Below are 23,695 nucleotides of genomic sequence, written 5' to 3' on the forward strand. Positions count from 1 at the left end.
CGAACGGCGTCGTTACTCGGCAGCGATGACGTCGTCGATGCGGACGATCATCGTCGCGGCCTCGGTCGCGGACTCGACGGCTTCCTGCTTGACCGCGGCGGGGTCGAGGACGCCGTACTTGCGGACCTGTGAACAGGCCCGCCGTCTTGCGGATTCGCAAAACGAACCCACAAGTCGTCGGGGTCGCCGTCAGATCCATTCAGTCTTCGATGACTGGGGTCCTCTGCCGTATGGTGGTTATCTCTATTGAAGGCGCGAAAGTAAAACCACAGGATCGTTTTCGTGGCCTTCGGTGGAGTCAACGAGAGATGAAAAGCAGTTCCTCCAGCAGAGGTTATTCGTCAATAGCGCGGTGGTAGGAGACGAACAGATGTGTAAATCCAAGCGTTACTATACCAACGAAGAAAATTATCGCATAAGCACCAAATTCGTACCATATTGATCGGCCAGCCTGCGCTACCTGCAACGCCTGCCCCCCGAGTACCCCGCCCATAATTAGCACAATCACCTGCTCCAGCAAGTCCAGCCCATCTTTCTCCATCTCTTCACCGATCCGTTCCATAAGCGACTTGTCTTCCACTATCGACCGCCCCCGACTATACTTAACAAGGTAATCGCGATGATTGCTAATACACCAACATAAACAACGAGCGTGATACCGCTCTCCATGAGGCCCGTTACTGTTGATGCGTTTGCTCCGTTCAGAATAGCAATAACCCCAACGCCTACAATCAGCATGACACCAGCGACGATCAATTCACCTATGTCGGCAGTCATTACCAAATTACATCACTGAATGATAAAATGGCTTTCGTCGCCATTTGAGAACCGAGTTGAGATAATTTTCAAGTGGCTGAGACCGTCTTAGGTTGACTACTCACCCTCAAACAATTGCGCGCTTTTGAACTATGTAGCTACCTAAATCTGCGTAGATACTTCGTGACGGTCTCTGTTTTCACGTCCATTGTCTCCGCAATTTCATCCTTAGAAAATTCGTGAACACCGTGGAGAAATGTTGAAATGGCAGGATTCCCGTCAATAGCAACTTCAATAGGGATCAAACCCTCATCTATTTCCAATCGAGGATTGTCGTATTTTTCAAATATATGAGCCAATGATCTTGCAGTACTGTATCTATCTTTTTCCACTTCGATTCCATCGATAGATTCCACCACAAAAGGTGGCGCACCCCAGTCTCGGAGTCCTTCGCGTCTAATGATTTCAGCTTCAATCACCGTTCCGTTATCGTACTCTTTGAAGATATCTCGGCTCATGTCGTATTTAAGGTTCACAAATTGTCCGAAGCGAAAGTTCTTGACGATTCCCCTCCTCGGCTAAATCACGTTCACGGGAAAGCGGGCTCCTGGCCCGTGAGAGAATGTAGTACAGGTCGTAGTGACATCCCTGTCGCTCGTGAACGTAGATCGGACGCAGAAAGGGATGCTGGCCCTGAGACGCACAGCATCCCATTGCACACCCATCGGCCACCGAAGTAACCCGATGCCCGAAAGGTTGGTTGACTCATTTACACTGAGTCAACCTGACTCCTTCGGTCGGGAAGCTCGGTGGGATACGAATAGAGGCATCCATGTCCACAGAGAAACGCGAACCCGACCGAAGCGACGTACAGCCCGCAACCGAACCAGCACCGACACCCCTGGTTTCAGCCGCTCAGTTCTCTCTCGATCAGTTTCCTCTACATCACGTAGAGCAAAATCGGTTATATCCACTACGGGAACACGCTGCCCGTATTGCAGACACCACCACTGGGACAACAGAGAACTTCCTAACTGGCCTCATTGGTGAGGACGCCGTCGCACACCACCTCGGTATCGAACAACGTCTGAACACCGAAGTGTACGCCGATGGTGGGGATGGTGGAGTCGACCTAACCTATCGAGGGGCCACTATTGACGTGAAAACAGTTGGTCGACACCGCTCGAATCCTGCCCTGACTGTCGATGCATACGAACCACTGACGGCAGACTACTACGTATTGGCCAGTCGTATCGGGAAGGTGGATTGCCGACTGATTGGGTACGTCCCTCGGTGGTTCGTCGTCAATGCACCGATACAGTACCACAATGGCGATCCATACCATTTCGTCGACCAGGAGTTTCTTTTCCCCTTCGCACCACGGTAATCGAGAGCTTTTGACGTTTCCCGCATTAGTCCACTTCTATCCCATGAGTCATGACTGAGTTAGATCCTGCAAATACGGATGAACGGGCCACTACAACCCCTCTATTCTGGTGACGTCTGGATGTTCCAAGAGTGTGCCATGACCCACGTAGGAAATACCACAATCGAATGATTGGATTGGTGTGCTGTGAGCGGTCGGTTCGGGGGAGGTTCTCGGCGTTGCGGTCAGAGACACGCAACGCCTGCGCTTTCCTCCCCACGAACACGACACGCTCGATTCAACTCCCTGAATAGGATAGTGAGTGGGGGAAAGGTTAGTTCTCAAATTCTGCTCTCAGTACCCTCATGGACACGATTACGAAGGGGATGGATATACTGTACATAGGTGGAGGGCATCCCCTCCAACGTCCGTAGCCAATTTATTTCAGGGGGTATCCCCCCATGGTCACGGTTGTCTCATGATCAATCCTCAATCCTGCCTCGGCCAATTTCACAAAAATTTTCGAGATCGCGAGAACCAGTTGGATAAATGGACGATAAGCAGCATCGGCTCATCTGGGACAATGCCTACTGTCCCAAAGAGAGTGGATCAATTGGCCCCGATATTGCATTGTACATCAAATAACATACATATTAATATATCTTATAGGTGGTCCCGAAAGTCATTACTAAGATGCAGACTTCACGATCTGGGCGGAGTATTCAGGACTCACTATCATTCCATGATCCACGTTCAGAATGTACAATAGGCGCCCAATTCTTCCTCCTACACCACTCAAGCTGAACCGCGAATTAAACTGAGGGGGAAACATCCTGTAAACTCAGAATCGACTCTAAGGTTACTCAGACATACGTAGCGTAATTTCTCCCGAATCTCCCTCATCACGATGTTACCCCAAGAAATTGGAACCCAACATCAATTTCTCGACCACCTCCTTCTAATCCCCATCCTCCTTCTTCCCTAACACCCAAACGGGTGTTTTACCAGTAAAAATAGATGCGAGTGAACGACGACCGCAGTACCCCCGAAGGAGGGTTACACGAACGTAGTGAGTGTAACCCGACTGAGTGGGGTACAAGGGAGGAGTGAACGAGCATTATTGTACTCAAACTCTTCTATTGTATCTGAATTTCAGATAATTTACACACTCTGAGCCGTCAAGGAATGATACAGAGTCCAGAGTTACCTGAGAGAGGGATCAGAGTGTTCCACAGACCGACATAGCGTACATTTTGAGGGATTGGATACGGAACCGAGGGGGAAACATCCTGTATACTAAGAATCGGTGCAAAAGGTGTGAGATGGGGAGTATAGTGGAGAATTTTGAAAAGGGGTTCCCCTCACTCGAATTGGTCGATTAACATTGATCGAAGGACCTCCGACTTGGAGGAGTAACTGGTACTGGGAGACTCTGCAACTTCTTCGACGTGCTCAACGATATGATAGGGAAGTCGAGTAGCAATTGGCGTCGTCGACATGGTTACTTGTTCGGTTCTCTTAGGTAAAAATGTAACGTTCAGGAATCTGAGACAACTGCTACTGGAGGTCAACAACTATTCCAACAATTACGAGAATCCCACCACCGACGATGATCGGCGCACGGAAGTCGTTGTCTTCCTCACGGGTCACTTCCTCGTAGCCTCCGACTTTGCAGTTCCCTGGATTCGAGCCAGGCTCAACACACTCCCCCTCTGTGCTGGCTACTGTATCAGGTAACATTAGCCCCGTTGTCAGAAGTACCAATCCAAGCAGGAATATCAGAGTGCCTTGGGTAATATCCATGTGTATCCTCATTCAGTGATCCAAGAAAGGATCTTCCTTTGACACATTGGTCAGCGGGTGAGTCTGGAATGGGAACATACCCTTCCTCACCCCACCAGTTGTCTCAACAGCAGGTGTCCAAACGGGTTCTATCGATACAGTAATGGTCTCAAATCGACAGCCCTCTTGGTATCCACCCATCATTATTCGAAGAAGCTCCGCCGTGTCTCCATTCGTTCCTTCTCACTACGAGCGTCGTAGTGCTTGTTCAAGACGTCCTCCCCGACGTCTGCACGGTCAGAGATGGCACGTACTGGTGTTTCTTCGTTCAACAGGAAGGATATTGCACCCCGTCGGACCTCATGGGGTGAATGGGTCGACGGACACTGTGCGGCCAAATGTACCTTCTGCTTGGCTTCACAGGACTCTGGATTACGATTGTGGGGACAATCGTCACCCCGCTGGCAAGGACGGGTCCACCGATACACTGCCCGTCGGATAGTCGATCCGCCAGCCCGTCCCCGATTGGTTACGAACAGAGGGTTTCGGCCATGCTCGTCAGAGGTATCGGGACGGTTGTGTTCAATGTAGTCTGCGAGCGTCTCACTCGTCCGTGGATCGAGCGCAAGCAATCGTTCGGCCCGTTGCCCATTCTTCAGTGGTGTACCCGTCTTGGGCCGATGACGGACAGCCAGGGTCCGATCTTCGCTATCGAAGTCCTCGACGTCGAACGTTCGAACGGTCCCGACACGTACCGCCGTCACCCATAGCAGTCGGATCAGGGCATGGTCACGGGATGCATACTGGAACTTCCGTAGGTGTTCGAGGACAATGTCGGCCACTTCCTCCTGTAGACGTCCATCCCGTACTTTGCGTTCGACTTCGGGCATCCTGATACGGTCCCCCAGCCCGACAGGGGCCGCTTCGATTGACTCTGCGAAGCGAATGAACTGTCGGAGCGTCCCCAGTTGGGAACGCAGTGTATTGCCGCTCACCTCCTGTCGTCGGTCCATCCGAAACTCGTGAAGGTCACGGCCTCTAAGGTCGGCCACTGCATCGACGTCGTTCTCTCCGCACCAATCTACGAACCGTTCGATGACATAGCGATGGGACCGACGGGTTTTCTCGGCTAAGTCCGTCTCCCGTTCGGACAAATAGAGGTCGAGAACGGTGCTTGGTTGGATTCGATCCAGATCACTAACCCGCTGTTGTGACTTGTCGGGGTGATTGCGACTCCCTTCTACCGAAGAAGTGGTGTTGTTTTGCCGTCGGTGTGAACCGTCGTCTTGGTCGGTGTCTGCGTCCATTATTGTCACCACCATACGGCGGCGACCCGCAGTCACCGATGACTGAATCCTGCGTGGGAATCGGCGGTGTGTAACCGACGAACCTCACCCACTAATCACCCGACGTGAGGCGAGTCCCGTTACTCCGCAGCGATGACGTCGTCGATGCGGACGATCATCGTCGCGGCCTCGGTCGCGGACTCGACGGCTTCCTGCTTGACCGCGGCGGGGTCGAGGACGCCGTACTCGACGGGGTCGCCGATGATGCCCGTCTGGCCCTCGGAGATGATGCCGGCGCGGCCCTCGCTGTCGAACTCGGCGCGCAGGTCGACCAGCGCGTCGATGGGGTCCATGCCGGTGTTGGCCGCGAGCGTGCGCGGGAGCACGTCGACGGCGTCGGCGAAGGCCTCGACGGCCAGCTGCTTGCGGCCCTCGATGCTCGCGGCCTCGTCGCGGATGTGGGCCGCGATGGCGATCTCCGCTGCGCCGGCGCCGGGGACGACGCCGCCCTCGTCCAGCGCGGCGGTCACGACGTCGAGCGCGTCGTTGAGCGCGCGTTCGAGCTCGTCGGTGACGTGTTCGGTCCCGCCGCGGGCGAAGACGGTGACGGCCTCTGCGGCCGCGCCGCCCTCGACGAAGGCGAGTTCGTCGTCGCCGAGCTTCTCGACGCGGACCTCGTCGGCCTGGCCGAGGTCGTCGCCCTCGAGGTCGTCGACGGAGCCCGCGCGGGAGGCGCCCGTCGCGGAGGCGATGGACTTGGCGTCGTCGTCGCCCACGCTCTCGAACGCGAGGATGCCGCGCTTGGCGAGGAACGCCTTCGCGCGGTCGGCGATGTCACCGGTGACGAAGAGGACCTTCGCGCCGGCGTTCTCGATGGCGTCGACGTAGCCGCGGAGTTCCTTCTCCTCGGCCTCGATGGCCTGGTCGAGCTGGTCGACCTCGGTGATGTTGTACTCGGCGTCGATGCTGGACTCCTTGAGGTCGACGTCGTTGTCGACGACGGCGATGGCGGCATCGCTCACGGAGCCGGGCATGTTCTCGTGTGCCGACTCTTCCTCGACGATGACGCCCTCGACGAGTTCGGTCGCGGAGGACGACGAGCCGGTCTGGGTCCGGACGGTGATGTTGTCGCGGACGACGCCGGCGTCGGAGTCGACGTGCTGGACGGCGTCGACGACGGTCTGGGCGAGGGCGGCGGCGTTGACGTCGCCGGTGCCCTTGCCGGTCATGGAGGACTCGGCGACCGAGAGGAGGGTCTGCTCGTCGACGTCGGCGTCGAGCGTCTCGGCGTCGATGGACTCCTGGGCCAGTTCGGCGGCGGCGTGGTAGCCCTCGACGATGGTCGTCGGGTGGACGTCGTCGTCGAGGAGGTCCTCGGCCTGGCTGAGGAGTTCGCCGGCCAGCACGGAGGCGGTGGTGGTCCCGTCACCGACCTCGTCCTCCTGTGTCTGGGCGACTTCGACGATCATCTGGGCCGCCGGGTGTTCGATCTCCATCTCCTCGAGGATGGTCGCGCCGTCGTTCGTGATGACGACGTCACCGGCGTCGGAGACGAGCATCTTGTCCATCCCGCGGGGACCGAGCGTGGTCCGTACCGACTCGGAGATGGCCTTGCCCGCCGAAATGTTGGAGGTCTGTGCGTCTTTCCCCTCCGTCCGCTGGGAATCCTCGTTGAGAATGAACATGGGCTGGCCGCCCATCCGTCGCTGTTGACTCATATTCACTAATGAGGTGGTCAGCGGTTCTATATAAAACTTGCTATCGGGAGAAAGCGAGAGACGGGGACCGGATGGGGATCGACCCGGTGACGGGGGCCGGGCCCGGCGGGCCCGCCGCGTCGAAATCGACTGGCAACCGGCGGGCAACCGTTATTAACGGGCCGTCCGTTGCGGGCGATGGATGCTGGAACTGGAACACGAGTTCCGCGTCGTCGACGTCCACGCTTGCCTGGAACCCGAGGAGTCCCGGCGGCCGGACGGCCGGACCGGTGACCCCGAGACCATCGAGCGGGAGATGCACCAGGCCGGCGTCGTCCGGTCGGTGGTGTTCCCCGGCCCCCGCGACGGCAGCTACCTCAAGGTCAACAACGCCGTCGCCCGGATGAGCGTGGGCCGTTCGTTCGTCGCTTTCGCCCGGATCAACGGGGCCAGGGACGCGGGCACGGGGCCGACCTCGCGGCTCCGCAACCTCGCGGCCTCCCGTGACGACCGCCATACCTCCCCCGAAGACGTCGAGCAGTACGCCTACGACGACCGCTTCGCGGGCTTCAAACTCCACCCCGCGGTCGACGGCCTGCCCGACGAGGCGGTGCTGGAACGCCTCGCACAGGTGGGCCTGCCCGTCCTCGTCCACGGCGGTCGGGAGTTCCCGCCCGCAGCCATCGCGGAACACCTGCTGGACTACGAGTTCCCGGTCGTCGTCGAGCACTTCGGCGGGTACCCGCTCGACCACGACCTGATCGCCGACGGCATCGGCCTGCTCGACCGCTGGGAGTCCTGCTTTCTCGATACGAGTTTCGTCCGCTTTCGCACGCCGCTCGAACAGGCCATCATGGAACACCCCGACCGGATCTGCTTCGGCAGCGGCGCGCCCGCCACCCACCCGGACGTGGGTGTGATGGAGATCCTGACGCTGGACGTCCCCGAAGACGCGATGCGGAAGGTCTTCTCGAAGAACCCCTCGCGAGTCGTTCCGGAACTCGGCCCCTCCGGTGGGGAGTGAGCGAGGCGTGCGAGAATCCCCGGTCAGCGCCAGTCGTAGACGGAGACGGCGCGGTCCGTCCGATCGGCCCGGCCGTTAGGGTTGCGCGCCGGCGTCCGGTCGCGCCACCGGGCCCGGACCCCGTCTTTGAGCCCGACCGCCAGGCCGGTGACGACGTCGCGGCCGTTGCCGAACCACTGCGAGGGCTCGACGGCCCCGTCGGCGACGTCCCGCAGGGCGCCGATGCCGTCCCGTCCGGCGTGGCCCACCAGGCGACGGACGACCGTCGGCCGGAGCCCGTAGTTCTTCACGAGTCGGTAGGAGAGCGCGCGGTACTTCCAGCGCCAGTCGGTGTCCCTGACGCCGCCGTCGGCGCCGTACTCGCCGCGGACGGACATGTCCCCGCGCCAGGTCACCTCGAAGTCGTGGCCGGCGAGTCGGTGGGCCAGGTCCCGGGCCCCGCCGGTCCGGAGGTACTCGTCGAACCCGTCGACGGCGTCCAGTGCGGCCCGGTCGAACGCCGCGTTGTCGCCGTTGAAGTAGGTGACCGTGCGGCCCTTGATCGTGGTCGACTCGACGCTCTCGGTCGTCATCCCCGCCTTGAGTTCCTGGTGGGTCGGCCCGGTGACGGCGTCGGCGGTCCCGATACCTCGCTCCAGCGCGTCGTACCAGTCGTGTTCGACCGCGAGGGCGTGACTGACGAACGCGATCACGTCGCCGCTGGCGCGGTCGAGACCGGCGTTGCGCGCGACGTTCAGCCGGCGGTCGGCGATCTCGACGAGCACAGATACGTCGTCACGGTCCCGAACCATCCCTGTCGTCCCGTCGGACGACGGGCCGTTGACGACGACGACCTCGGCCTCGGGCGCGTGGTCGGCGAGGGCGTCGAGACAGCCCGCGAGCCGGTCGCGCCCGTTGAGCGTCGGGACGACCACCGAGAGATCCATACACCCCGTTCCCCGCCCGACCCCTAAAAAACTCGCGCCGTCAGGGGACCCGAGAGTTCCAGTACGAGACCGACGCCAGCCGCTTGCCCAGCGGCGACCCGATCAGCGTCGTGTCGATATCGCGGAACACACTCGCCAGTTCGTTCGGGATCTGGCGGTAGAGGCCGTACGGGAACGCGAAGTCGTGATCCGACTCGACGAGGTGGAGGCCCGCGCTGTCGAGCAGGCGCGACACCTCCCAGCGCGAGTAGAGGCGCGACCCCATCGGGAGCGCCCAGTTGTACAGCGACCGGGTGGTAAAGCGGTTGAACGTGTCGAAGAATACCTGGTCGCGCGAGACCCGACGCATCTCGCTCAGGAAGGAGGCCGGCTGGTCGGCGAGGTGGAAGAATCGCATCGCCAACACGGAATCGAAGCTGTCGTCCGGGAACGGGAGCCGCCCGGCGTCGCCCCGCATCAGGTCCATGTTCTCCGCGACGCCGGCCCGTTTCGCCTTCTCTCGGCCCTGCTGGAGCATCGGCCCGGAGATGTCCAGTCCGACGACGTTGGCCCCCCGTTCGGCCAGCATGACCGTGAACCGGCCGGTCCCGCAGGCGATCTCCAGGACGTCCGAGTCCTCGACCGGTCCGATGGCGTCGAGGACCGCCTGTTTCTCCCGCCGGTCGATCAGCCGCCCGCCGCGTGAGAACCGTTTTTCCTCGTACTCCTCGGCGATGTCGTCTTCCTGATACCACTCCTGTCCCTTCACGGTTTGTCCCTGATTGCCGTACCCGTCCATAAAACGATACTGAAAGCGGCCGGCGCCGGGTCAGCCCTGGGCGACGTCGGCCGGTCGGAGTCGTCCGCATCGGGCATGCTCACCCCCACTCGCGGGTCGGCCCGTGGGTTGCGCCCCTCGCGCCGAGCGCGCGGTGGTGAACAGCAGTCACTTCGCGTCGCCGTCGTAATCGATCCGGACCGGGGTCGGCTGTGGACTTCCGTCCGGAAACAGGGTCGATACGTGGGCGAACGTTTCCGAATCGGACAGGTCGTGGAAAGATCCGGGTAACGACACCGGACAACCGACGGACTGGAGCGGGGGTATCGGTTGCGGCAATTTGTGTCGGCGGTCTTTGTATAAGGATGCATAAAACGCACTTAATTATTCCAATTGTTTTGTCATACATATAGCCAACTTTTACCAGTGGGCTCCGGCGACGGGAGTGTATGAGCACGACGCCGGACGAGAGTCCCCCCGACGGAAGCAACGAGGAGAATCCGCTGGCAGATCCCGAGTTCCGCGAGCGGTTGCGAGAACTCCCGCCGAGCGCGAAACTGGTCGCCAAAGTCTTAGAGGGCGACGCGCCGCTCTCGCAGGGCCAGCTGGCCGAGGAGTCGCTGCTGCCCGACCGCACCGTCCGCTACGCGCTGAACCGCCTCGAGGAGTCGGAGCTGGTGGGGTCGCGCTACAGCTTCCACGACGCGCGCAAGCAGGTCTACTACCTGAGCGCCTGACCGACGCGGGACCGCAGTCACTTTCCCCCGGCGCACCCCAGGGGTGGGGTATGAACGTCTCCCGGGAACCCGTCGAGACGCCCACGCGCGGCCCCGGCGGCGCGACGAACGCCTACCTGCTGGGCCGCGAGGACGCCATGCTCGTCGATCCGGCCGACAGGACGGACGACCTGGACGCGATCCTCGCAGACGCCACAGTCTCCCACGTGGCGGTCACGCACCACCATCCGGACCACGTCGGCGCCGTTGCCGACTACGCCGATTCGTGCGACGCGACCCTCTGGGCTCGCGCCGGCCGCGCCGACGAGTTCGAGCGAACCGTCGGCACGGCCCCCGACCGACTCTTCCGACCCGGCGACAGCATCGAGACCGACCAGGGCCCAGTCCGGATCCTCGACACGCCGGGCCACGCGCCCGAGCACGTCGCGTTCGTCTGGGATCGCGGTGCGCTGGTCGGCGACCTCGCCGTGGCCGCCGGCAGCGTCGTCGTCGGCGCGCCGGAGGGAGACATGCGCGCCTACGTCACCAGCCTCCGCCGCCTCCGCGCCCGGGGCTTCGAGACGCTCTATCCGGGTCACGGACCGGTGATCGAGGATCCAGGAGGGACACTCGACCGACTGATCGAACATCGGCTCGACCGCGAGGACCGCGTCCGTCGCGCCGTCACGGCCGAGGGAGCCAGAACGGTCGACGAGGTCCTCGACGCGGCCTACGACAAGGACCTCACCGGCGTGCGTGACCTCGCGCGGGCGACCGTCGCCGCCCACCTCGAAAAGCTGGCCGTCGAAATGGACCTCGACTTCGACGGTGAGCGGGCAACGCCCCGCTAGATCGTCGGGACGGGGATCTCGTCGAGGATCTCCGCGACGACAGTCTCCTTCCGGACGTCGTCCACGCGCGCGTCCGGCGTGAGGACCAGACGGTGGGCCAGCGTCGGCTCGGCGACCCACTTTACGTCGTCGGGAGTGACGTACTCGCGGCCGGCGATCACGGCCCGGGCCCGGGCGGTCTCGAACAGCCGCTGGGTCCCGCGGGGCGAGACGCCGACCTCGACGCGGCGGTCCTCCCGGGTGGCGCGAGCGATGGCCGCCATGTAGTCGAGCAGGTCGTCCTCGACGCGGACGTCCTCGGGCGCGCTCCTGACGGCCTCCACGTCGCCCGGTGCGAGCACCGACTCGACGGTCGGGCTCAGGTCGTCGCGACCGCGGCGGCGCCGAAGGAGTTCCACCTCGCCGTCCTCGTCGGGGTAGCCGATCTCGGTCTTGATCGCGAAGCGGTCGATCTGCGCCTCGGGAAGTTCGAAGGTGCCCTCCATCTCGACCGGGTTCTGCGTCGCGACGACGAAGAACGGCTGCGGGAGGGTGTGGGTCTCGCCGTCGACGGTGACCTGCCCTTCCTCCATGGCCTCCAGGAGCGCGCTCTGTGTCTTGGGCGGCGCGCGGTTGATCTCGTCGGCCAGCACCACGTTGGCGAAGATGGGGCCTTTGGCGAACTCGAAGGTGCGGTCGCGCTCGTCGTAGATGTTCGTCCCGGTCACGTCCGAAGGGAGGAGGTCGGGCGTGAACTGGACGCGGGAGAAAGAGAGCCCGAGCGCGGTCGCGACGCTGCGGGCGGTGAGGGTCTTGCCGGTGCCGGGGACGTCCTCCATGAGGACGTGGCCGCGGCCGACCATGCCGAGCAGGACAGTTTCGAGGAACTCGTCGTCGGCGACGACTGCGGAGCCGACTTCCTCGCGGACGGATTCCAGGGCGGAGCTGGCTTCGGGGATCTCCATGTGCCGTCCATCCACGTCCCGTCATTTAGACGTTGGGTCGCTGAAACGAAGCGGGCGTCTCCCGAATCGAAACGGATAAACACCAACCGGCAGAAGAATCGAGTGAGCCGAGGTAGCCTAGCCTGGCCAAGGCGGTTGCTTCGAGAGCAACTGTCCTCACGGACTCAGGAGTTCAAATCTCCTCCTCGGCGCTTCTGCCGACGCAAGCCGACGAGCAACGCGAGTCGGTACCGTCGGCAGAGCGGCGAGTGGAATTTGAATGAGGGGAGTCGCAGCCCGCGCAACGAGCGAAGCGAGTGAGCAGGACCGTCTTCGCGTGGTTCAAATCTCCTCCTCGGCGTTTTTCACGAGCCAACTCGGCGAGTGGAAACGCCGTCGAGATTTGAGCAGACGAGTCGCAGCCCCGGAACGGTGCGAAGCACCGCACGCCCGGAACGTCTCGGCGTGTTCAAATCTCCTCCTCGGCGCTTCTGTCGACGCAAGCCGACGAGCCCCGCGAGTCGGTACCGTCGGCTGAGCGGCGAGCAACACGCGAGCGAGAAGGTCACCGAATCCGTCGAACGATGGCCAGCACACCGAAGGCGGCTGCGGCGATGACGGAGAGGCCGCCGAGCGCGTTGAAGGCGGGGAGCGACGTCCGGTTACAGCCGTCGGTCACGACGACGGCGAAGCGCTCCCAGTCGAGGCCGAGGAAGCGGGGATCGCCGACGACCGTGCAGGCCCGGGCGGTCCGAGAGATGAACCCCGAGGCGGTGATCGACCCGAGGAAGAAGAAGGCAAAGGCGAGGACGAAGCAGGCCGCCGCGGCCCGTTTGAAGTCCATGGGGTACCCTTCCGGAGCGGGACTATCAAGCTATCGGCAACAGCATCGGTCCCGCGCCCCCTCTTCAACACCCCGAGAAGCGAGCCAGAGAAACCAAGGGCCGACGGCCGGTTGTGAACGCATGGCAGAGTCAGACGCGGGTGGGCTGGAGGGGCCGGACGGCTGGCCGGTCGTCGGCAACACGTTCCAGTTCGCGCGCGATCCGTTCTCGTTCTACGAGCGGTGTGCGGACATGGGCGACGTCGTGCCCTACGAGATCGCGGGGCGGACGTTCTACCTCGTCTCCCATCCCGAGGCGATCGAGCGAGTGCTCTCGACGGAACACGGGACGTTCGAGAAGGGAAGTTTCCAGCGCGAGCAGTTGAGCGGGATTCTGGGCGAGGGGTTGCTGACGAGCGAGGGCGAGCGGTGGCGCGAGCAGCGCCAGCGCATCCAGCCCACCTTCGGGCCGGAGAAGATCGACTCCTACGTCGGGATCATGACCGACTGCGCGACGGACGCGGCCGAGCGCTGGCGGGGCGAGCAGCGAATCGCGGTCGACGACGAGATGCGCCGCATCACCGTCCAGATTCTGGCGCGTTCGCTGTTCGGGACGGACATCAGCGACCACGTCGAGACCATCGCCGAGGCTATGGGCGACATCGGCGCGCAGGCGGAAGCGCCGGCAGCGGCGGCCCTGCTCCCCGAGTGGGTGCCGACGCCCTGGGATCGGCGGGCCCGGCGCGGCGTCGAGGCCATCGACGGCGTGATCGAGGACCTGATCGACCGCCGGCGGGGCGACGCCGAGGGTCGGGACGACCTGCTGTCGACGCTGCTTGTGGCCCACGAGGAGGGCGAGATCCGGCGGGGGACGCTCCGCGATCAGCTGGTGACCTTCCTGCTCGCGGGCCACGAGACCACGTCGCTGGCGCTTTCCTACACCTGGTACCTGCTGGCCGAGAACCCCGACACGCGCGAGCGACTCCACGCAGAGGTCGACGACGTGCTGGGCGGAGCGGTGCCGACGATGGCCGATCTCGGCGACCTGAAATACACCGAGCGAGTGGTGACCGAGGCGATGCGATACTACCCGCCGGTCCACCGGGTGGTCCGGGAAGCCAGCGAGGACGTCGAGTTGCAGGGGCGGTCGATCGAGGCGGGGTCCATCCTCACGATGCCGCAGTGGATCGTCCACCGGGACCGGCGGTGGTACGACGACCCCCTGAGGTTCCGACCGGAGCGGTGGGCGGGTGACAGCGATCGGCCTGACTACGCGTACTTCCCGTTCGGCGGCGGCCCCCGGCGGTGCATCGGGATGCGGTTCGCGAAACTGGAGGCCCAGCTCATCCTCGCGACGCTCGCACGAGCGCACCGGCTGGAACTGGCAGGAGAGGGCGGGCCGCTGGAGCTACAGTCGGGCGTGACCGCGTCACCGGCCGAGCCCGTCGAGATGATTCCGCGAGCGCGGTGAGCACTCCGTTCGTTCTCAGCCCCACGCTCCGCGGGTCGCTTCGCTCCCCGCTCCGCCTCGAGGTCCTCGAAAATCGCAGATTTTCGGGATCACGAGACGGCTCCGCCGTCTCGAACGATCTCTCTCACTCCGTTCGTTCTCACCCGCACGCTCCGCGGGTCGCTCCGCTCCCCGCTCCGCCTCGAGATCTCCCTCACTCCGTTCGGTCGATCTCGCCTGTCACATCCCCAGTACGATCCGCCGCGAACCCGGTCCGGAAGGCGATGTAGCCGAGCACGCAGATGAACAGGATCGGGGGCATGATCATGAAGCCCCAGAGCCCGTCGAGTCCCCAGAGCAGGATGAGGAGGAGGGACGAGAATCCGAGCAGGAAGAAGGGCACCACGGCCAGGATCGCCCACTTCCGGTCGAGTCCGGGCCCTTCGTCGGACACGAGTTCGTCCATAACCGGGGTACGACACGCGCGGTAAAAAGCGTCGCGTTGTCCGCCACCGCACCCCGCGGCCGAGTTGTTAACAAAATCGACGTCAGTTATTAAGGAAAGGCAGGACGGGGTGGGGGTGTAACAGCGCGATTAATAAGTCGCGAGGGGCTAGTCCCCGCCAATGAGTCGCGATGCTGCGACGGACGGGGCCGGTGGCGAGGAGCCGGTCGAGGGCGTCCAGTACCGGCTATCGGTCCCGGACATGGACTGCCCCTCCTGTGCCGGAAAGGTCGAAAATGCCATCGACGGCGTCGACGGCGTGAGCGCCGCGGAGTTCAGTCCGGCGACCGGGGTCGTGACGCTGACCGCGGCCTCGGAGCGAGCGCGGGACGACGCGGTCGCGGCGGCGGAAGCGGCCGGCTACGACGTGGTCGACGTCGCCGAGGCCGGGGCCGGACGGGCGGGTCCCGCCGCGGCGGAGCCGGTCTGGCGGACCAGCCGGGCGATGAAGACGGCCGTCGGCGGCGTCCTGCTGCTCGCGGGCCTCTTCGTCCATTTCCTCCCGTTCGGACTCGACAGCGTGCTCGCCACGCCGTTCGGGCACCCCTTCTTCCTCTCCGATGCCATCCTGTTGATCGCCGTCGCGGTCGGCGGCGAGGTGATCGTCCGGAACGGCTTCTACTCCGCCCGGAACCTGAGTCTCGACATCGACTTCCTGATGAGCGTCGCGGTGCTGGGCGCGACGACCGTCTCCCTCCTGACGCCCGAGCGCCTGCTCGTCGAGGCGGCGTCGCTGGCCGTCCTCTTCAACGTCGCCGAACTACTGGAGCGCCACGCCGTCGACCGGGCCCGCAACTCCCTGACCGAGCTGCTGGAACTGGCGCCCGACCGGGCCCTGGTGCGTCGCGACGGGGAACTGACCGAGGTCCCTGCTGGTGACGTCGCCGTCGGCGAGACGGTCGTGGTCGAACCCGGCGAGAAGGTACCCCTCGACGGCGAGGTGACGGACGGGGAGAGCGCCGTCGACGAGGCGCCGATCACGGGTGAGAGCGTCCCGGTCGACAAGACCGTCGGCGACGAGGTGTACGCGGGGTCGATCAACCAGAGCGGCTACCTCGAGTTCTCCGTGACCGCGGGGGCCGACGACACGACCCTCTCGCGGGTGATCGACCTCGTCGAGAGCGCACAGGAGCGCAAGACGAAACGCGAGCAGTTCGTCGACCGCTTCGCCGGCTACTACACGCCGGTCGTCGTCGCGGCGGCGATCCTGACCGCGACCGTCCCGTCGCTGGTCTTCGGCCTGCCGGCCGTCGAGTGGGTCGTCCGCGGCATCACCTTCCTCGTGATCGCCTGCCCCTGCGCGTTCGTCATCTCGACGCCCGTCACCGTCGTCTCGGGGGTCACGAGTGCCGCGCGCAACGGCGTCCTCGTCAAGGGCGGCGACCACCTGGAGGCGATGGGGGAGGTCGACGCCATCGCGCTGGACAAGACGGGGACGCTGACGACCGGCGACCTCGGCGTGACCGACGTCGTCCCGCTCCACGGGAACGAGGCGGCCGACGTGCTCCGGTGTGCGCGCGGCCTCGAAGCCCGGAGCGAGCACCCCATCGCCGCGGCCATCGTCGGCCACGCCAGCGCCGAGGGGGTCGCGGACGGCGACCGCGAGGTCGAGGACTTCGAGAGCCTCACCGGGCAGGGCGTCCGCGCCGACCTCGGGGGCGCGACCCACTACGCCGGCAAGCCCGCCCTCTTCGAGGACCTCGGGTTCGAACTGGATCACGTCCACTTCACGACCGGCGCGGGCGAACTCCCGGACAGCGCCCGCGAACGCTGCGAGCGCGAGGGCTGTCTCGACCTCGTCGAGGACACCATCCCGCGGCTCCAGGCCGAGGGCAAGACGGTGATCCTCGTCGGGACAGAAGACGAACTCGAGGGCCTGATCGCCGTCTCCGACACGATCCGACCGAACGCGGCCCGGACGGTCGCGGCCCTCCGAAAGCAGGGGCTGACCACCGTGATGCTCACCGGCGACAACGAGGGGACCGCCCGCGCCGTCGCCGAGGAGGTGGGCGTCGACGAGTTCCGCGCCGGCCTGCTCCCCGAGGAGAAGGTCAACGCCGTCGAGGCGCTCCAGGACGAGTACGGCGAGGTTGCGATGGTCGGCGACGGCATCAACGACGCGCCCGCGCTGGCGACCGCCGACGTGGGCGTCGCGATGGGCGCCGCGGGGTCCGACACCGCCATCGAGACCGCCGACGTGGCGCTGCTGGGCGACGACCTCACGCGCCTGCCGTACCTCTCGAAACTCTCCCGGCGGGCCAACGGCGTCATCCGACAGAACATCTGGGGCTCGCTCGGTGTGAAAGCCGTCCTCGCGCTGGGCATCCCCTTCGGGTTCGTCACCGTCATCCACGCCGTCCTCATCGGGGACGTGGGCATGACCAGCGCCATCACCGGAAACGCGATGCGGCTGGCGCGGCTCGAACCCGACGACCTGCTGGAGTAGCTACTCCCCGTTTCAGTAACTAAGTGGGAATCGTATCTTTTCTGGGGAACGTTTTTGACTCGGCCCACCGTACGGTTACCCATGTCGGAGGCAAGGCTAGACGATCGGGGTCGGCTCACGCTCCCGAAGGAGTTCCGTGAACGATACGGTGATCGGTATCACGTCGTCGACCTCCACGACGGAATCAAGCTGGTGCCCATCGACGACGACCCACTCGCCGCGCTCCGTGAGGAGTTCGAAGATGTAGAAAAGTCGGCCGAGGAACTCCGTTCCGGAGCCAGGGAAACGGCAATTGACGAGGCGGGGCAGTAGATGTACGCCGAAACGGACTTCCTCCTCGCGCTGATCAAGAACGAGGACTGGCTGGGGCCAGCCGCGGAAGAGGTCTACCAGGAGCACCGCGACGACCTTTGGACCTCGCAGTTCACACTCATCGAACTCCTGCTCGTCGCCTACCGCGAAGACCGCGACGCGGAAGCCGTCGTCACGAACGCTGCGAATCTGGTCGACGTGAGAGGTGACGTGGACACGGTGGTCACCGCAGCCACTTACGTCGAGGATCACGGGTTCACGCCGTTCGACGCGCTTCACCTCGTCGAGTCAGACGGTGCGCCGATCGTATCCAGTGACGAGACCTACGACGAGTTCGCCCCCAAAATCGACCTCCGAGACCTCGACGACGAGTGACTCACTCCCCGCGGAACTCGGGCTCTCGATCCTCCAGCATCGCGGCGAACCCCTCCCGGTGGTCGTGGGTGTCCCAGACCTCCCGGGCGCGGTCGTACTCCATGTCCAGGCCCGCCTCCAGTGTCACGTCGAAGGCGCTGTCCAGGCACTCCTTGGCCCGGGTCATGCCCATCGGCGCGCGGGTCGCGAGTTCGTCTGCGAACGCCTGGGTCTCCTCGTCGACCGTTCCGGGCTCGACGACCTCGTTGACGAGACCGAACCGCTCGGCCTCCGCGGGGTCGATCCGATCGGACTGCATGACCAGTTCCTTGGCCTTCCCCAGGCCGATCAGGCGGGGGAGGCGCTGGGTTCCCCCGCCGAAGGGGAAGATGCCGAGTTTCGTCTCCTTGAGGCCGTAGGCCGCGTCCGCGCCGATAACGCGGAAGTCGAAGGGGAGGGTCAGCTCGAAGGCCCCGGCGATGGCGGCCTTCTCGATGCCGACGACAGTGGGGACGGAGAGGTTCGCGATGCCGTCGAAGACGCCGCGGAGTCCGGAATAGATCTCGTCGTGGCCGTCCATGTCGGCCTCGGCCATCAGTTCGAGGTCCATCCCGGCCGAGAAGACGGGGCCGTTCCCGAGCAGGGTCATCACCCGGACGTCGTCGCGGTCGTCGACGGTCTCCAGGGCCGCCCGGAGGTCGTCGATCAGGTCGAGGTCCATCGCGTTGCGCTTTGCGGGCCTGTCGAGGGCGACGTCCGCGCGGTGGTCCTCGTACGTTACGGTCACGTTGCCGGCACCGATCTCTGGCATGGGCGCATCGACTGGCGAGGCGGACAAAAAACTACGCCCGCCGGCGGCTCACTCCCGAGGGACGCTCAGGTCGGCCATCCGGGCGCCGCACTTCGGGCAGAGCGCCGGCTGGTGGTCGGCACTGACCCGGTGGTCGCACTCGGTGCACTCGTAGATGTACGGCGGGTCGGGGGAGTACGGATCGCCACTGGGCATGTGTGTGTATTGGTGGCGCACCCACTTCAATACGGACCGACGTTCACGGGCGGTGACATCGCGGGAGGGTCGCGGAGCCACGGGCCGGCGATCCGCCGGGGGCCGAGGAATTCGTCGCGGGGTATCTTTTCATACCCGCCGGTCGTACTGCGTGTATGAACGAGGCCACCGTCGAGGGCGTCGGGGTCGGCGTCGGCGACGAAGGCGAGGGCGCGCCCGTGGTCGTCTTGCACGCGCGCGAGGAACTGCTCCCCATCTTCGTCAGCAGCGACCAGGCCCAGTCGATGCAACTGGCCATCGAGGGCGAGCCGTTCGACCGGCCCCTGACCCACGACCTGTTCGTCGAGATGGTCGCGGAGTTCGGCGGCGCGATCGACAAGATCCGCATCGACGACCTGGCGGACGGCACCTTCTACGCCAAGATCGACGCCGAGCAGTACCACGGCGGCGAACGCAAGGAACTGGTCTTCGACGCCCGCCCCAGCGACGGGATCGCCCTCGGCCTCCGGGTCGACTGCCCCATCCTGATCTCCGACGAGGTCCTCGACGCGGCCGGCCGTCCGCCCGAGGAGTTCGACGTCGAGGGCGCCTGATCGAGTGAAAGCGGGCATCTTCAGTCGCTGGGAGATAGCGGCCGTCTTTTTACTTGTGCCGGGAGAATTGCGAAACGAACCCATGGAAGACCGCGATTACGACTCGATTCTGGTCCCGACCGACGGGAGCGACGGCGCACTGGCGGCGGCCGAACACGCCATCGGGCTGGCCGATCGGTACGACGCGACGATCCACGTCCTCGCGGTCGTCGACGTCGACGACGTCGCGTTGACGACCCCGGCGGACACCGACGTCGACGCCCTGAAATCGAGCCTCAGGGCACGGGCCCAGGCCGACATCGACGAGGTGGTGAGCCTGGCCAGGGCAGCGGGACAGCCCACAGCGGAGGCGATCAGCCCCGGCACCGAGGAGACCATTCTCGTCGGTGTCCCCCACCGTGCCATCGTGGACTACGTCGAGGACGAGGGGATCGACCTGGTCGTGATGGGGACCCACGGACGGCGCGGTCTGAAGCGAGTGTTGCTGGGCAGCGTGGCCGAGCGCGTCGTCCGCACGTCGCCGTGTCCCGTCATGACCATCCGGCCCGAGGAGGACGACACCGAGGCGTGATCACTCGCGGATTCGCCCGTGCTCGTCGATCTCGCCCCGGACGATCCGCGTAGAGGAGATCCGCTCGCCGTCCGCCGCCAGCACGTAGGGCGCGACGATCCCCTCGATCGGGTCGAACCCCCGCTCGCGGCGCGTCTCGTTGATCGCCGCCAGCTCCGGAGCCGTCTCCGGCGAAACCACGAGCGCGTCGATGTCTGGCTCGTCGGTGACGATCCCGTGCTCGGTGGTCAGCCGCCTGATCTCCACTTCGCGGCCCCAGTCGTCGAGGTCGGCGATGGCGGTTTCGAGCGCCGCCCGACGGTCCTCGAACGACGGGATCTCGCGGGTGCGGGACGCGCGGGCGAACGCGTCGCTGGTCAGCCCGACGATCAGCCCCTCGTCTGCGTATTTCAGCGCCGTGCCGAGGAGGTTGCGGTGCCCGTCGTGGAGCGGCCCGAACGTCCCAGCGACGGCCACGCGAGTGCCGGTCATAGCGGGTGTTCTGGTGCCAGGTACTTCAACGCCGACGGACCGACTGAGGTATCCGGAGCCCGCTCGGGAGGCCCGTTCTCCGACCCCGACTTCATGGCGGCGAGATGACTGGCGTCGTCCTTTTCAGGCCTCGCGCCCAATCTCGGCCATGGACTCCGAGTTCGAGGAGCGACTCGCTGAGGCGGTCGACGGCGACCTGCCCGAGGGGGTCGACGAGGCGGCCCTCGAGCGGGTGAAGGCGGTCGCCTACGTCATGGACGAGAGCATCAGGGTCCCCGGGACGGACGTTCGGGTCGGGCTCGACCCGCTCGTGAGCGCGGTGCCGGTCGTCGGCGACGTGATCGGCGGCGGCCTCTCGATGTACATCGTCGTCGAGTCGGCGTACATGGGCGTCTCCTACACGACGCTGGCCCGGATGCTCGCGAACGTGGCGATCGACCTGGCCGGGGGCTCGATCCCGTTCGTCGGCACGGTCTTCGACGCGTTCTGGAAGACGAACGTCCGGAACGTCGAGTTGCTCGTCGAGGAGCTAAGCGCCCAGGCCGACCGGTCGCCGCCGAAGACGACCGATCCCGAGCCGGTGACCATCGAGGTCACGGAGTCGGACTGACCGCGACCGATCGACGGCCCATACTTATGCCAGCCGCTCGCAGACCGGGGTATGGAGTTGCAGGCACGCGAGATCGACATCGGAACCCGGACGCCGACGGTGTTGCTCAACGAAACGGACGCCAGTGAGCTCGGCGTCCACCCGCTCGACAGGGTCGAGATCGAACACGACGGGCGGACCGTCGTCGGCGTCGTGAAACTCACCGACGAACTCGTCGCCCCCGGCGAACTGGCGGTGACGCGACCGCTCGGACACATCGAGGGGCCGGTCTCGGTGACGATCGCCCCGAACCCGCGGTCGGCCTCGTTCGTCCGCAAGAAGCTCGACGACATCGAACTCGAGGCCGAGGAGATCGAGGCGATCGTCACGGACATCAAGTACGACCGGCTCACCGACGCGGAGCTGTCGGCGTTCGTCACCAGCGTCTACACCAACGGCCTCTCGCGGGCCGAGATCGTCCACCTCACCGAGAGCATGGTCGCGGCCGGCGAGGAGGTGTCCTGGGACAGGTCCCCCGTCGCGGACAAACACTCGATCGGGGGCGTCGCGGGCAACCGGGTGACGCCGATCGTCGTCCCCATCGTCGCCGCCGCGGGCGTGACCATCCCCAAGACATCCTCGCGGGCGGTCACCTCAGCCGCCGGCACCGCCGATACGATGGAGGTGTTCTGCGAGGTCGAGTTCGACATCGACGAGATCCGGGCGATCGTCGCCGAGACGGGCGGGTGTATGGTCTGGGGCGGCGGCGTCAACCTCTCGCCGGTCGACGACAAGATCATCCGCGTCGAGACGCCCCTCTCACTGGACCCGCCCGGCCAGATGATCGCCTCGGTCCTCTCGAAGAAGAAAAGCGCCGGCTCCACGCGCGTCGTCATCGACATCCCCTACGGCGAGGGAGCGAAGGTCCCCAGCCTCGCCGCCGCCCGGGAGATGGCCGAGGACTTCGGCCGCGTCGGCGACGCCCTCGACATGCACGTCGACTGCGCGATCACCCGGGGCAACCAGCCCGTCGGGGCCGGCATCGGCTGCGGCCTCGAGGCCCGGGACGTCCTCGCGGTCCTGCAGGGCGAGGGCCCCGACGACCTCCGCGCCAAGAGCGTCACCATCGCCGACATGGTGCTCGCTGCCTGTGACTGCGATGACCGGGCCGCGGCGATCCTCGACGACGGGCGCGCCCTCGCGAAGTTCCGCGAGATCGTCGCCGCCCAGAACGGCGACCCCGACGTGACTGCGGCCGACCTCCCCATCGGGAGCCACACGGGCACGGTCGCGGCCCCCCGCGACGGCCTGGTCAGCCACGCGAACAACCGCCTGGTGAACGAGACCGCGCGCCGCGCCGGCGCGCCGCGGGACAAGGGCGCCGGCCTCGAACTGGCCGCCAGGGTCGGCGACGCCGTCGCGGAATCGGACCCGCTGCTCACCGTCTACGCCCAGACCGCCGACAAACTCGCGGAAGCCCTCCGGTTCGCCCGCGAGAACGTCCCGCTCCGGGTCAACGCGCCCGACGAGGCGCTGGTCGAACGGTACACCTGAGAGCGGACAGTGAAAGGGTGGATTCAGCAGGTGTTCCCACACGCCACATCGAAGGTGCTGACCCAGCCAGTTACGCCACCCGAGAACTTATGCGTGTCCAGACGGCGAGAGACCGAGTTCGATGGAGATCCGACACCTTACTAGTGAGGTTTACGTTATTAGTCACGTACGTGATACTGTAGTAGTATGTCTCTTGTTGGCGATTGCGCACCGTCTTTCACGCTTCCGGGAACGGTAGGCGACGAGACGGGTGCGATCGAAACGGTCAGTTTGTCCGAAACCACCGACGAGGATCGGGCAGTGCTCCTTCTGTTCTATCCGTTCGATTTCAGCCCGGTTTGTACGACCGAGCTCTGTGCGATTCGAGACGCCGAATGGTTCGAGTTCACCCCTGATCTCGACGTCTGGGCAGTCTCCGGCGACAGCGTGTACGCTCATCGAGCCTTTGCCGACGAGTACGGGTTGAGCTTTCCGTTATTGAGCGATTACAATGGCGAAGTCGCTGACAGATACGGTGTCCGCTATGACGAGTGGGACGAGCATACAGACGTCCCAAAGCGTGCCGTGTTTCTCATCGACAGCGACCAGGTCGTTCGATACGCGTGGCACACGGACGACGCACTCGAAGTGCCCGACTTTTCGCCCGTGGAGAACGCCCTCAAGGAAATCGTCGACACTCGTGCGGACATGACCCCGGGCGAGCCCGAGTTGCTGCTGGAATACGACAGCAGTATCAGAGAGAATCGATAGCGGAGCACCGTCGACCGAACTGTCGGTCTCTCCCGAGCGACGTCTCCCCTCGACACCTGCACTCCGGTTCGTCCTGCAGACGCAGATCGACTGTCTCGGATCTCGAAGGAGAGCGTCACCGAAAACTGGCGTCCGCGAGAGCAGGGCGGGACCGCAGTCCCGCATACCACGCGAACAGGCGCTTCGC

At 64.5% G+C, this 23,695-nt stretch carries 27 protein-coding genes and 1 tRNA gene; 13 read left to right on the plus strand and 15 right to left on the minus strand.

The window, feature by feature from the left end; genetic code table 11:
* Nucleotides 1–12 precede the first annotated feature (12 nt).
* The 7 genes from U5918_RS05045 to thsA form a co-directional block, all read right to left on the minus strand.
* A complete protein-coding gene (locus U5918_RS05045) occupies nucleotides 13–171 on the minus strand; it encodes a TCP-1/cpn60 chaperonin family protein (RefSeq protein ID WP_335999951.1) in 159 nt (52 codons plus the stop codon).
* Nucleotides 172–334: 163 nt separating this feature from the next.
* Nucleotides 335–580, minus strand: a complete 246-nt coding sequence (locus U5918_RS05050; RefSeq protein ID WP_335999952.1) for a hypothetical protein — start codon at nucleotides 578–580, stop codon at nucleotides 335–337.
* The gene (locus tag U5918_RS05055; RefSeq protein ID WP_335999954.1) at nucleotides 580–777 is read right to left on the minus strand and encodes a hypothetical protein; all 198 of its coding nucleotides are present in this window, start codon (nucleotides 775–777) and stop codon (nucleotides 580–582) included. Before U5918_RS05055 ends, U5918_RS05050 begins: the two co-directional genes overlap by 1 nt.
* 137 nt (nucleotides 778–914) lie before the next feature.
* Nucleotides 915–1,274, minus strand: a complete 360-nt coding sequence (locus tag U5918_RS05060; protein ID WP_335999956.1) for a hypothetical protein — start codon at nucleotides 1,272–1,274, stop codon at nucleotides 915–917.
* A gap of 2,405 nt (nucleotides 1,275–3,679) precedes the next feature.
* On the minus strand, nucleotides 3,680–3,937 hold the full coding sequence (locus tag U5918_RS05065) for a hypothetical protein (protein WP_335999957.1): 258 nt from the start codon (nucleotides 3,935–3,937) through the stop codon (nucleotides 3,680–3,682).
* A gap of 170 nt (nucleotides 3,938–4,107) precedes the next feature.
* Nucleotides 4,108–5,226 (minus strand): tyrosine-type recombinase/integrase, encoded by a 1,119-nt coding sequence (locus U5918_RS18560; RefSeq protein WP_418771150.1) that lies wholly within the window; start codon nucleotides 5,224–5,226, stop codon nucleotides 4,108–4,110.
* 104 nt (nucleotides 5,227–5,330) lie between these two features.
* Entirely contained in the window at nucleotides 5,331–6,890 is a 1,560-nt protein-coding gene (thsA, locus tag U5918_RS05070) for a thermosome subunit alpha (RefSeq protein WP_336003294.1), read from the minus strand.
* Nucleotides 6,891–7,089: 199 nt separating this feature from the next.
* Here thsA and U5918_RS05075 point away from each other — a divergent pair, with 199 nt between their 5' ends.
* The gene (locus tag U5918_RS05075; protein WP_335999959.1) at nucleotides 7,090–7,911 is read left to right on the plus strand and encodes an amidohydrolase family protein; all 822 of its coding nucleotides are present in this window, start codon (nucleotides 7,090–7,092) and stop codon (nucleotides 7,909–7,911) included.
* Nucleotides 7,912–7,934: 23 nt separating this feature from the next.
* On the opposite strand, the gene U5918_RS05080 is transcribed toward U5918_RS05075, so the two are convergent.
* Both U5918_RS05080 and U5918_RS05085 read right to left on the minus strand, forming a co-directional pair.
* Nucleotides 7,935–8,837, minus strand: a complete 903-nt coding sequence (locus U5918_RS05080) for a glycosyltransferase family 2 protein (protein WP_335999960.1) — start codon at nucleotides 8,835–8,837, stop codon at nucleotides 7,935–7,937.
* A gap of 40 nt (nucleotides 8,838–8,877) precedes the next feature.
* Entirely contained in the window at nucleotides 8,878–9,585 is a 708-nt protein-coding gene (locus U5918_RS05085) for a class I SAM-dependent methyltransferase (protein WP_335999962.1), read from the minus strand.
* A 458-nt stretch (nucleotides 9,586–10,043) separates the two neighbouring features.
* Between U5918_RS05085 and U5918_RS05090 the strand changes: the two genes are divergently transcribed.
* Nucleotides 10,044–10,331, plus strand: coding sequence for a MarR family transcriptional regulator (locus U5918_RS05090; RefSeq protein ID WP_335999963.1), 288 nt, complete (start codon nucleotides 10,044–10,046; stop codon nucleotides 10,329–10,331).
* 50 nt (nucleotides 10,332–10,381) lie between these two features.
* Nucleotides 10,382–11,161 carry an MBL fold metallo-hydrolase gene (locus U5918_RS05095; RefSeq protein WP_335999964.1) on the plus strand — a complete coding sequence of 260 codons (780 nt, stop codon included), beginning with the start codon at nucleotides 10,382–10,384 and terminating at the stop codon, nucleotides 11,159–11,161.
* Here the strand turns inward: U5918_RS05095 and U5918_RS05100 are convergent.
* Entirely contained in the window at nucleotides 11,158–12,105 is a 948-nt protein-coding gene (locus U5918_RS05100; RefSeq protein WP_335999965.1) for an AAA family ATPase, read from the minus strand. The two genes, U5918_RS05095 and U5918_RS05100, sit on opposite strands and share 4 nt — an antisense overlap.
* Before the next feature lie 106 nt (nucleotides 12,106–12,211).
* On the opposite strand from U5918_RS05100, the gene U5918_RS05105 reads away from it, so the two are divergent.
* Nucleotides 12,212–12,296, plus strand: a tRNA-Ser gene (locus U5918_RS05105).
* Nucleotides 12,297–12,649: 353 nt separating this feature from the next.
* Here the strand turns inward: U5918_RS05105 and U5918_RS05110 are convergent.
* Entirely contained in the window at nucleotides 12,650–12,928 is a 279-nt protein-coding gene (locus tag U5918_RS05110) for a hypothetical protein (RefSeq protein ID WP_335999966.1), read from the minus strand.
* Nucleotides 12,929–13,049: 121 nt separating this feature from the next.
* Between U5918_RS05110 and U5918_RS05115 the strand changes: the two genes are divergently transcribed.
* Nucleotides 13,050–14,378: a cytochrome P450 gene (locus U5918_RS05115; protein ID WP_335999968.1), complete on the plus strand. Its 1,329-nt coding sequence runs from the start codon at nucleotides 13,050–13,052 to the stop codon at nucleotides 14,376–14,378.
* Nucleotides 14,379–14,571: 193 nt separating this feature from the next.
* On the opposite strand, the gene U5918_RS05120 is transcribed toward U5918_RS05115, so the two are convergent.
* Entirely contained in the window at nucleotides 14,572–14,823 is a 252-nt protein-coding gene (locus U5918_RS05120) for a DUF8142 family protein (RefSeq protein WP_335999969.1), read from the minus strand.
* A gap of 160 nt (nucleotides 14,824–14,983) precedes the next feature.
* On the opposite strand from U5918_RS05120, the gene U5918_RS05125 reads away from it, so the two are divergent.
* The 3 genes from U5918_RS05125 (at nucleotide 14,984) to U5918_RS05135 (ending at nucleotide 17,995) form a co-directional block, all read left to right on the plus strand.
* On the plus strand, nucleotides 14,984–17,308 hold the full coding sequence (locus tag U5918_RS05125; RefSeq protein ID WP_335999970.1) for a heavy metal translocating P-type ATPase: 2,325 nt from the start codon (nucleotides 14,984–14,986) through the stop codon (nucleotides 17,306–17,308).
* 81 nt (nucleotides 17,309–17,389) lie between these two features.
* Nucleotides 17,390–17,620: an AbrB/MazE/SpoVT family DNA-binding domain-containing protein gene (locus U5918_RS05130; RefSeq protein ID WP_335999972.1), complete on the plus strand. Its 231-nt coding sequence runs from the start codon at nucleotides 17,390–17,392 to the stop codon at nucleotides 17,618–17,620.
* Nucleotides 17,621–17,995 carry a PIN domain-containing protein gene (locus U5918_RS05135; protein WP_335999974.1) on the plus strand — a complete coding sequence of 125 codons (375 nt, stop codon included), beginning with the start codon at nucleotides 17,621–17,623 and terminating at the stop codon, nucleotides 17,993–17,995.
* Between the two features lies 1 nt (nucleotide 17,996).
* Here the strand turns inward: U5918_RS05135 and U5918_RS05140 are convergent, their stop codons facing one another.
* Both U5918_RS05140 and U5918_RS05145 read right to left on the minus strand, forming a co-directional pair.
* Nucleotides 17,997–18,785, minus strand: coding sequence for an enoyl-CoA hydratase/isomerase family protein (locus U5918_RS05140; RefSeq protein ID WP_335999975.1), 789 nt, complete (start codon nucleotides 18,783–18,785; stop codon nucleotides 17,997–17,999).
* Between the two features lie 48 nt (nucleotides 18,786–18,833).
* A complete protein-coding gene (locus tag U5918_RS05145; RefSeq protein WP_335999977.1) occupies nucleotides 18,834–18,980 on the minus strand; it encodes a rubrerythrin-like domain-containing protein in 147 nt (48 codons plus the stop codon).
* Between the two features lie 155 nt (nucleotides 18,981–19,135).
* Between U5918_RS05145 and U5918_RS05150 the strand changes: the two genes are divergently transcribed.
* Complete coding sequence (locus tag U5918_RS05150; protein WP_335999979.1) at nucleotides 19,136–19,573, plus strand: bifunctional nuclease family protein; 438 nt, start codon at nucleotides 19,136–19,138, stop codon at nucleotides 19,571–19,573.
* Between the two features lie 82 nt (nucleotides 19,574–19,655).
* Nucleotides 19,656–20,144: a universal stress protein gene (locus U5918_RS05155; RefSeq protein ID WP_335999981.1), complete on the plus strand. Its 489-nt coding sequence runs from the start codon at nucleotides 19,656–19,658 to the stop codon at nucleotides 20,142–20,144.
* On the opposite strand, the gene U5918_RS05160 is transcribed toward U5918_RS05155, so the two are convergent.
* A complete protein-coding gene (locus tag U5918_RS05160) occupies nucleotides 20,145–20,615 on the minus strand; it encodes a phosphopantetheine adenylyltransferase (protein WP_335999982.1) in 471 nt (156 codons plus the stop codon).
* A gap of 148 nt (nucleotides 20,616–20,763) precedes the next feature.
* Here U5918_RS05160 and U5918_RS05165 point away from each other — a divergent pair, with 148 nt between their 5' ends.
* The 3 genes from U5918_RS05165 to U5918_RS05175 all read left to right on the plus strand — a co-directional run bounded on the left by U5918_RS05165 (nucleotide 20,764) and on the right by U5918_RS05175 (nucleotide 23,508).
* Nucleotides 20,764–21,225: a DUF4112 domain-containing protein gene (locus U5918_RS05165; protein ID WP_335999983.1), complete on the plus strand. Its 462-nt coding sequence runs from the start codon at nucleotides 20,764–20,766 to the stop codon at nucleotides 21,223–21,225.
* A 51-nt stretch (nucleotides 21,226–21,276) separates the two neighbouring features.
* Entirely contained in the window at nucleotides 21,277–22,758 is a 1,482-nt protein-coding gene (locus U5918_RS05170; RefSeq protein ID WP_335999984.1) for an AMP phosphorylase, read from the plus strand.
* Between the two features lie 186 nt (nucleotides 22,759–22,944).
* A complete protein-coding gene (locus U5918_RS05175) occupies nucleotides 22,945–23,508 on the plus strand; it encodes a redoxin domain-containing protein (protein WP_335999986.1) in 564 nt (187 codons plus the stop codon).
* The last annotated feature ends 187 nt before the right edge of the window (nucleotides 23,509–23,695 follow it).

Source organism: Halorientalis sp. LT38, from assembly GCF_037031225.1.
GTDB lineage: Archaea > Halobacteriota > Halobacteria > Halobacteriales > Haloarculaceae > Halorientalis > Halorientalis halophila.

What these genes read in the sequence shown, in the direction of transcription:
- U5918_RS05065 (WP_335999957.1), bottom strand. Translation starts at nt 3,937, where the DNA reads ATGAGGATACACATGGATATTACCCAAGGCACTCTGATATTCCTGCTT.
- U5918_RS05155 (WP_335999981.1), top strand. Translation starts at nt 19,656, where the DNA reads ATGGAAGACCGCGATTACGACTCGATTCTGGTCCCGACCGACGGGAGC.
- U5918_RS05165 (WP_335999983.1), top strand. Translation starts at nt 20,764, where the DNA reads ATGGACTCCGAGTTCGAGGAGCGACTCGCTGAGGCGGTCGACGGCGAC.
- U5918_RS05110 (WP_335999966.1), bottom strand. Translation starts at nt 12,928, where the DNA reads ATGGACTTCAAACGGGCCGCGGCGGCCTGCTTCGTCCTCGCCTTTGCC.
- U5918_RS18560 (WP_418771150.1), bottom strand. Translation starts at nt 5,226, where the DNA reads ATGGTGGTGACAATAATGGACGCAGACACCGACCAAGACGACGGTTCA.
- U5918_RS05115 (WP_335999968.1), top strand. Translation starts at nt 13,050, where the DNA reads ATGGCAGAGTCAGACGCGGGTGGGCTGGAGGGGCCGGACGGCTGGCCG.
- U5918_RS05150 (WP_335999979.1), top strand. Translation starts at nt 19,136, where the DNA reads ATGAACGAGGCCACCGTCGAGGGCGTCGGGGTCGGCGTCGGCGACGAA.
- U5918_RS05090 (WP_335999963.1), top strand. Translation starts at nt 10,044, where the DNA reads ATGAGCACGACGCCGGACGAGAGTCCCCCCGACGGAAGCAACGAGGAG.
- U5918_RS05060 (WP_335999956.1), bottom strand. Translation starts at nt 1,274, where the DNA reads ATGAGCCGAGATATCTTCAAAGAGTACGATAACGGAACGGTGATTGAA.
- thsA (WP_336003294.1), bottom strand. Translation starts at nt 6,890, where the DNA reads ATGGGCGGCCAGCCCATGTTCATTCTCAACGAGGATTCCCAGCGGACG.
- U5918_RS05125 (WP_335999970.1), top strand. Translation starts at nt 14,984, where the DNA reads ATGAGTCGCGATGCTGCGACGGACGGGGCCGGTGGCGAGGAGCCGGTC.
- U5918_RS05170 (WP_335999984.1), top strand. Translation starts at nt 21,277, where the DNA reads ATGGAGTTGCAGGCACGCGAGATCGACATCGGAACCCGGACGCCGACG.
- U5918_RS05145 (WP_335999977.1), bottom strand. Translation starts at nt 18,980, where the DNA reads ATGCCCAGTGGCGATCCGTACTCCCCCGACCCGCCGTACATCTACGAG.
- U5918_RS05120 (WP_335999969.1), bottom strand. Translation starts at nt 14,823, where the DNA reads ATGGACGAACTCGTGTCCGACGAAGGGCCCGGACTCGACCGGAAGTGG.
- U5918_RS05080 (WP_335999960.1), bottom strand. Translation starts at nt 8,837, where the DNA reads ATGGATCTCTCGGTGGTCGTCCCGACGCTCAACGGGCGCGACCGGCTC.
- U5918_RS05140 (WP_335999975.1), bottom strand. Translation starts at nt 18,785, where the DNA reads ATGCCAGAGATCGGTGCCGGCAACGTGACCGTAACGTACGAGGACCAC.
- U5918_RS05100 (WP_335999965.1), bottom strand. Translation starts at nt 12,105, where the DNA reads ATGGAGATCCCCGAAGCCAGCTCCGCCCTGGAATCCGTCCGCGAGGAA.
- U5918_RS05135 (WP_335999974.1), top strand. Translation starts at nt 17,621, where the DNA reads ATGTACGCCGAAACGGACTTCCTCCTCGCGCTGATCAAGAACGAGGAC.
- U5918_RS05075 (WP_335999959.1), top strand. Translation starts at nt 7,090, where the DNA reads ATGCTGGAACTGGAACACGAGTTCCGCGTCGTCGACGTCCACGCTTGC.
- U5918_RS05175 (WP_335999986.1), top strand. Translation starts at nt 22,945, where the DNA reads ATGTCTCTTGTTGGCGATTGCGCACCGTCTTTCACGCTTCCGGGAACG.
- U5918_RS05055 (WP_335999954.1), bottom strand. Translation starts at nt 777, where the DNA reads ATGACTGCCGACATAGGTGAATTGATCGTCGCTGGTGTCATGCTGATT.
- U5918_RS05130 (WP_335999972.1), top strand. Translation starts at nt 17,390, where the DNA reads ATGTCGGAGGCAAGGCTAGACGATCGGGGTCGGCTCACGCTCCCGAAG.
- U5918_RS05095 (WP_335999964.1), top strand. Translation starts at nt 10,382, where the DNA reads ATGAACGTCTCCCGGGAACCCGTCGAGACGCCCACGCGCGGCCCCGGC.
- U5918_RS05160 (WP_335999982.1), bottom strand. Translation starts at nt 20,615, where the DNA reads ATGACCGGCACTCGCGTGGCCGTCGCTGGGACGTTCGGGCCGCTCCAC.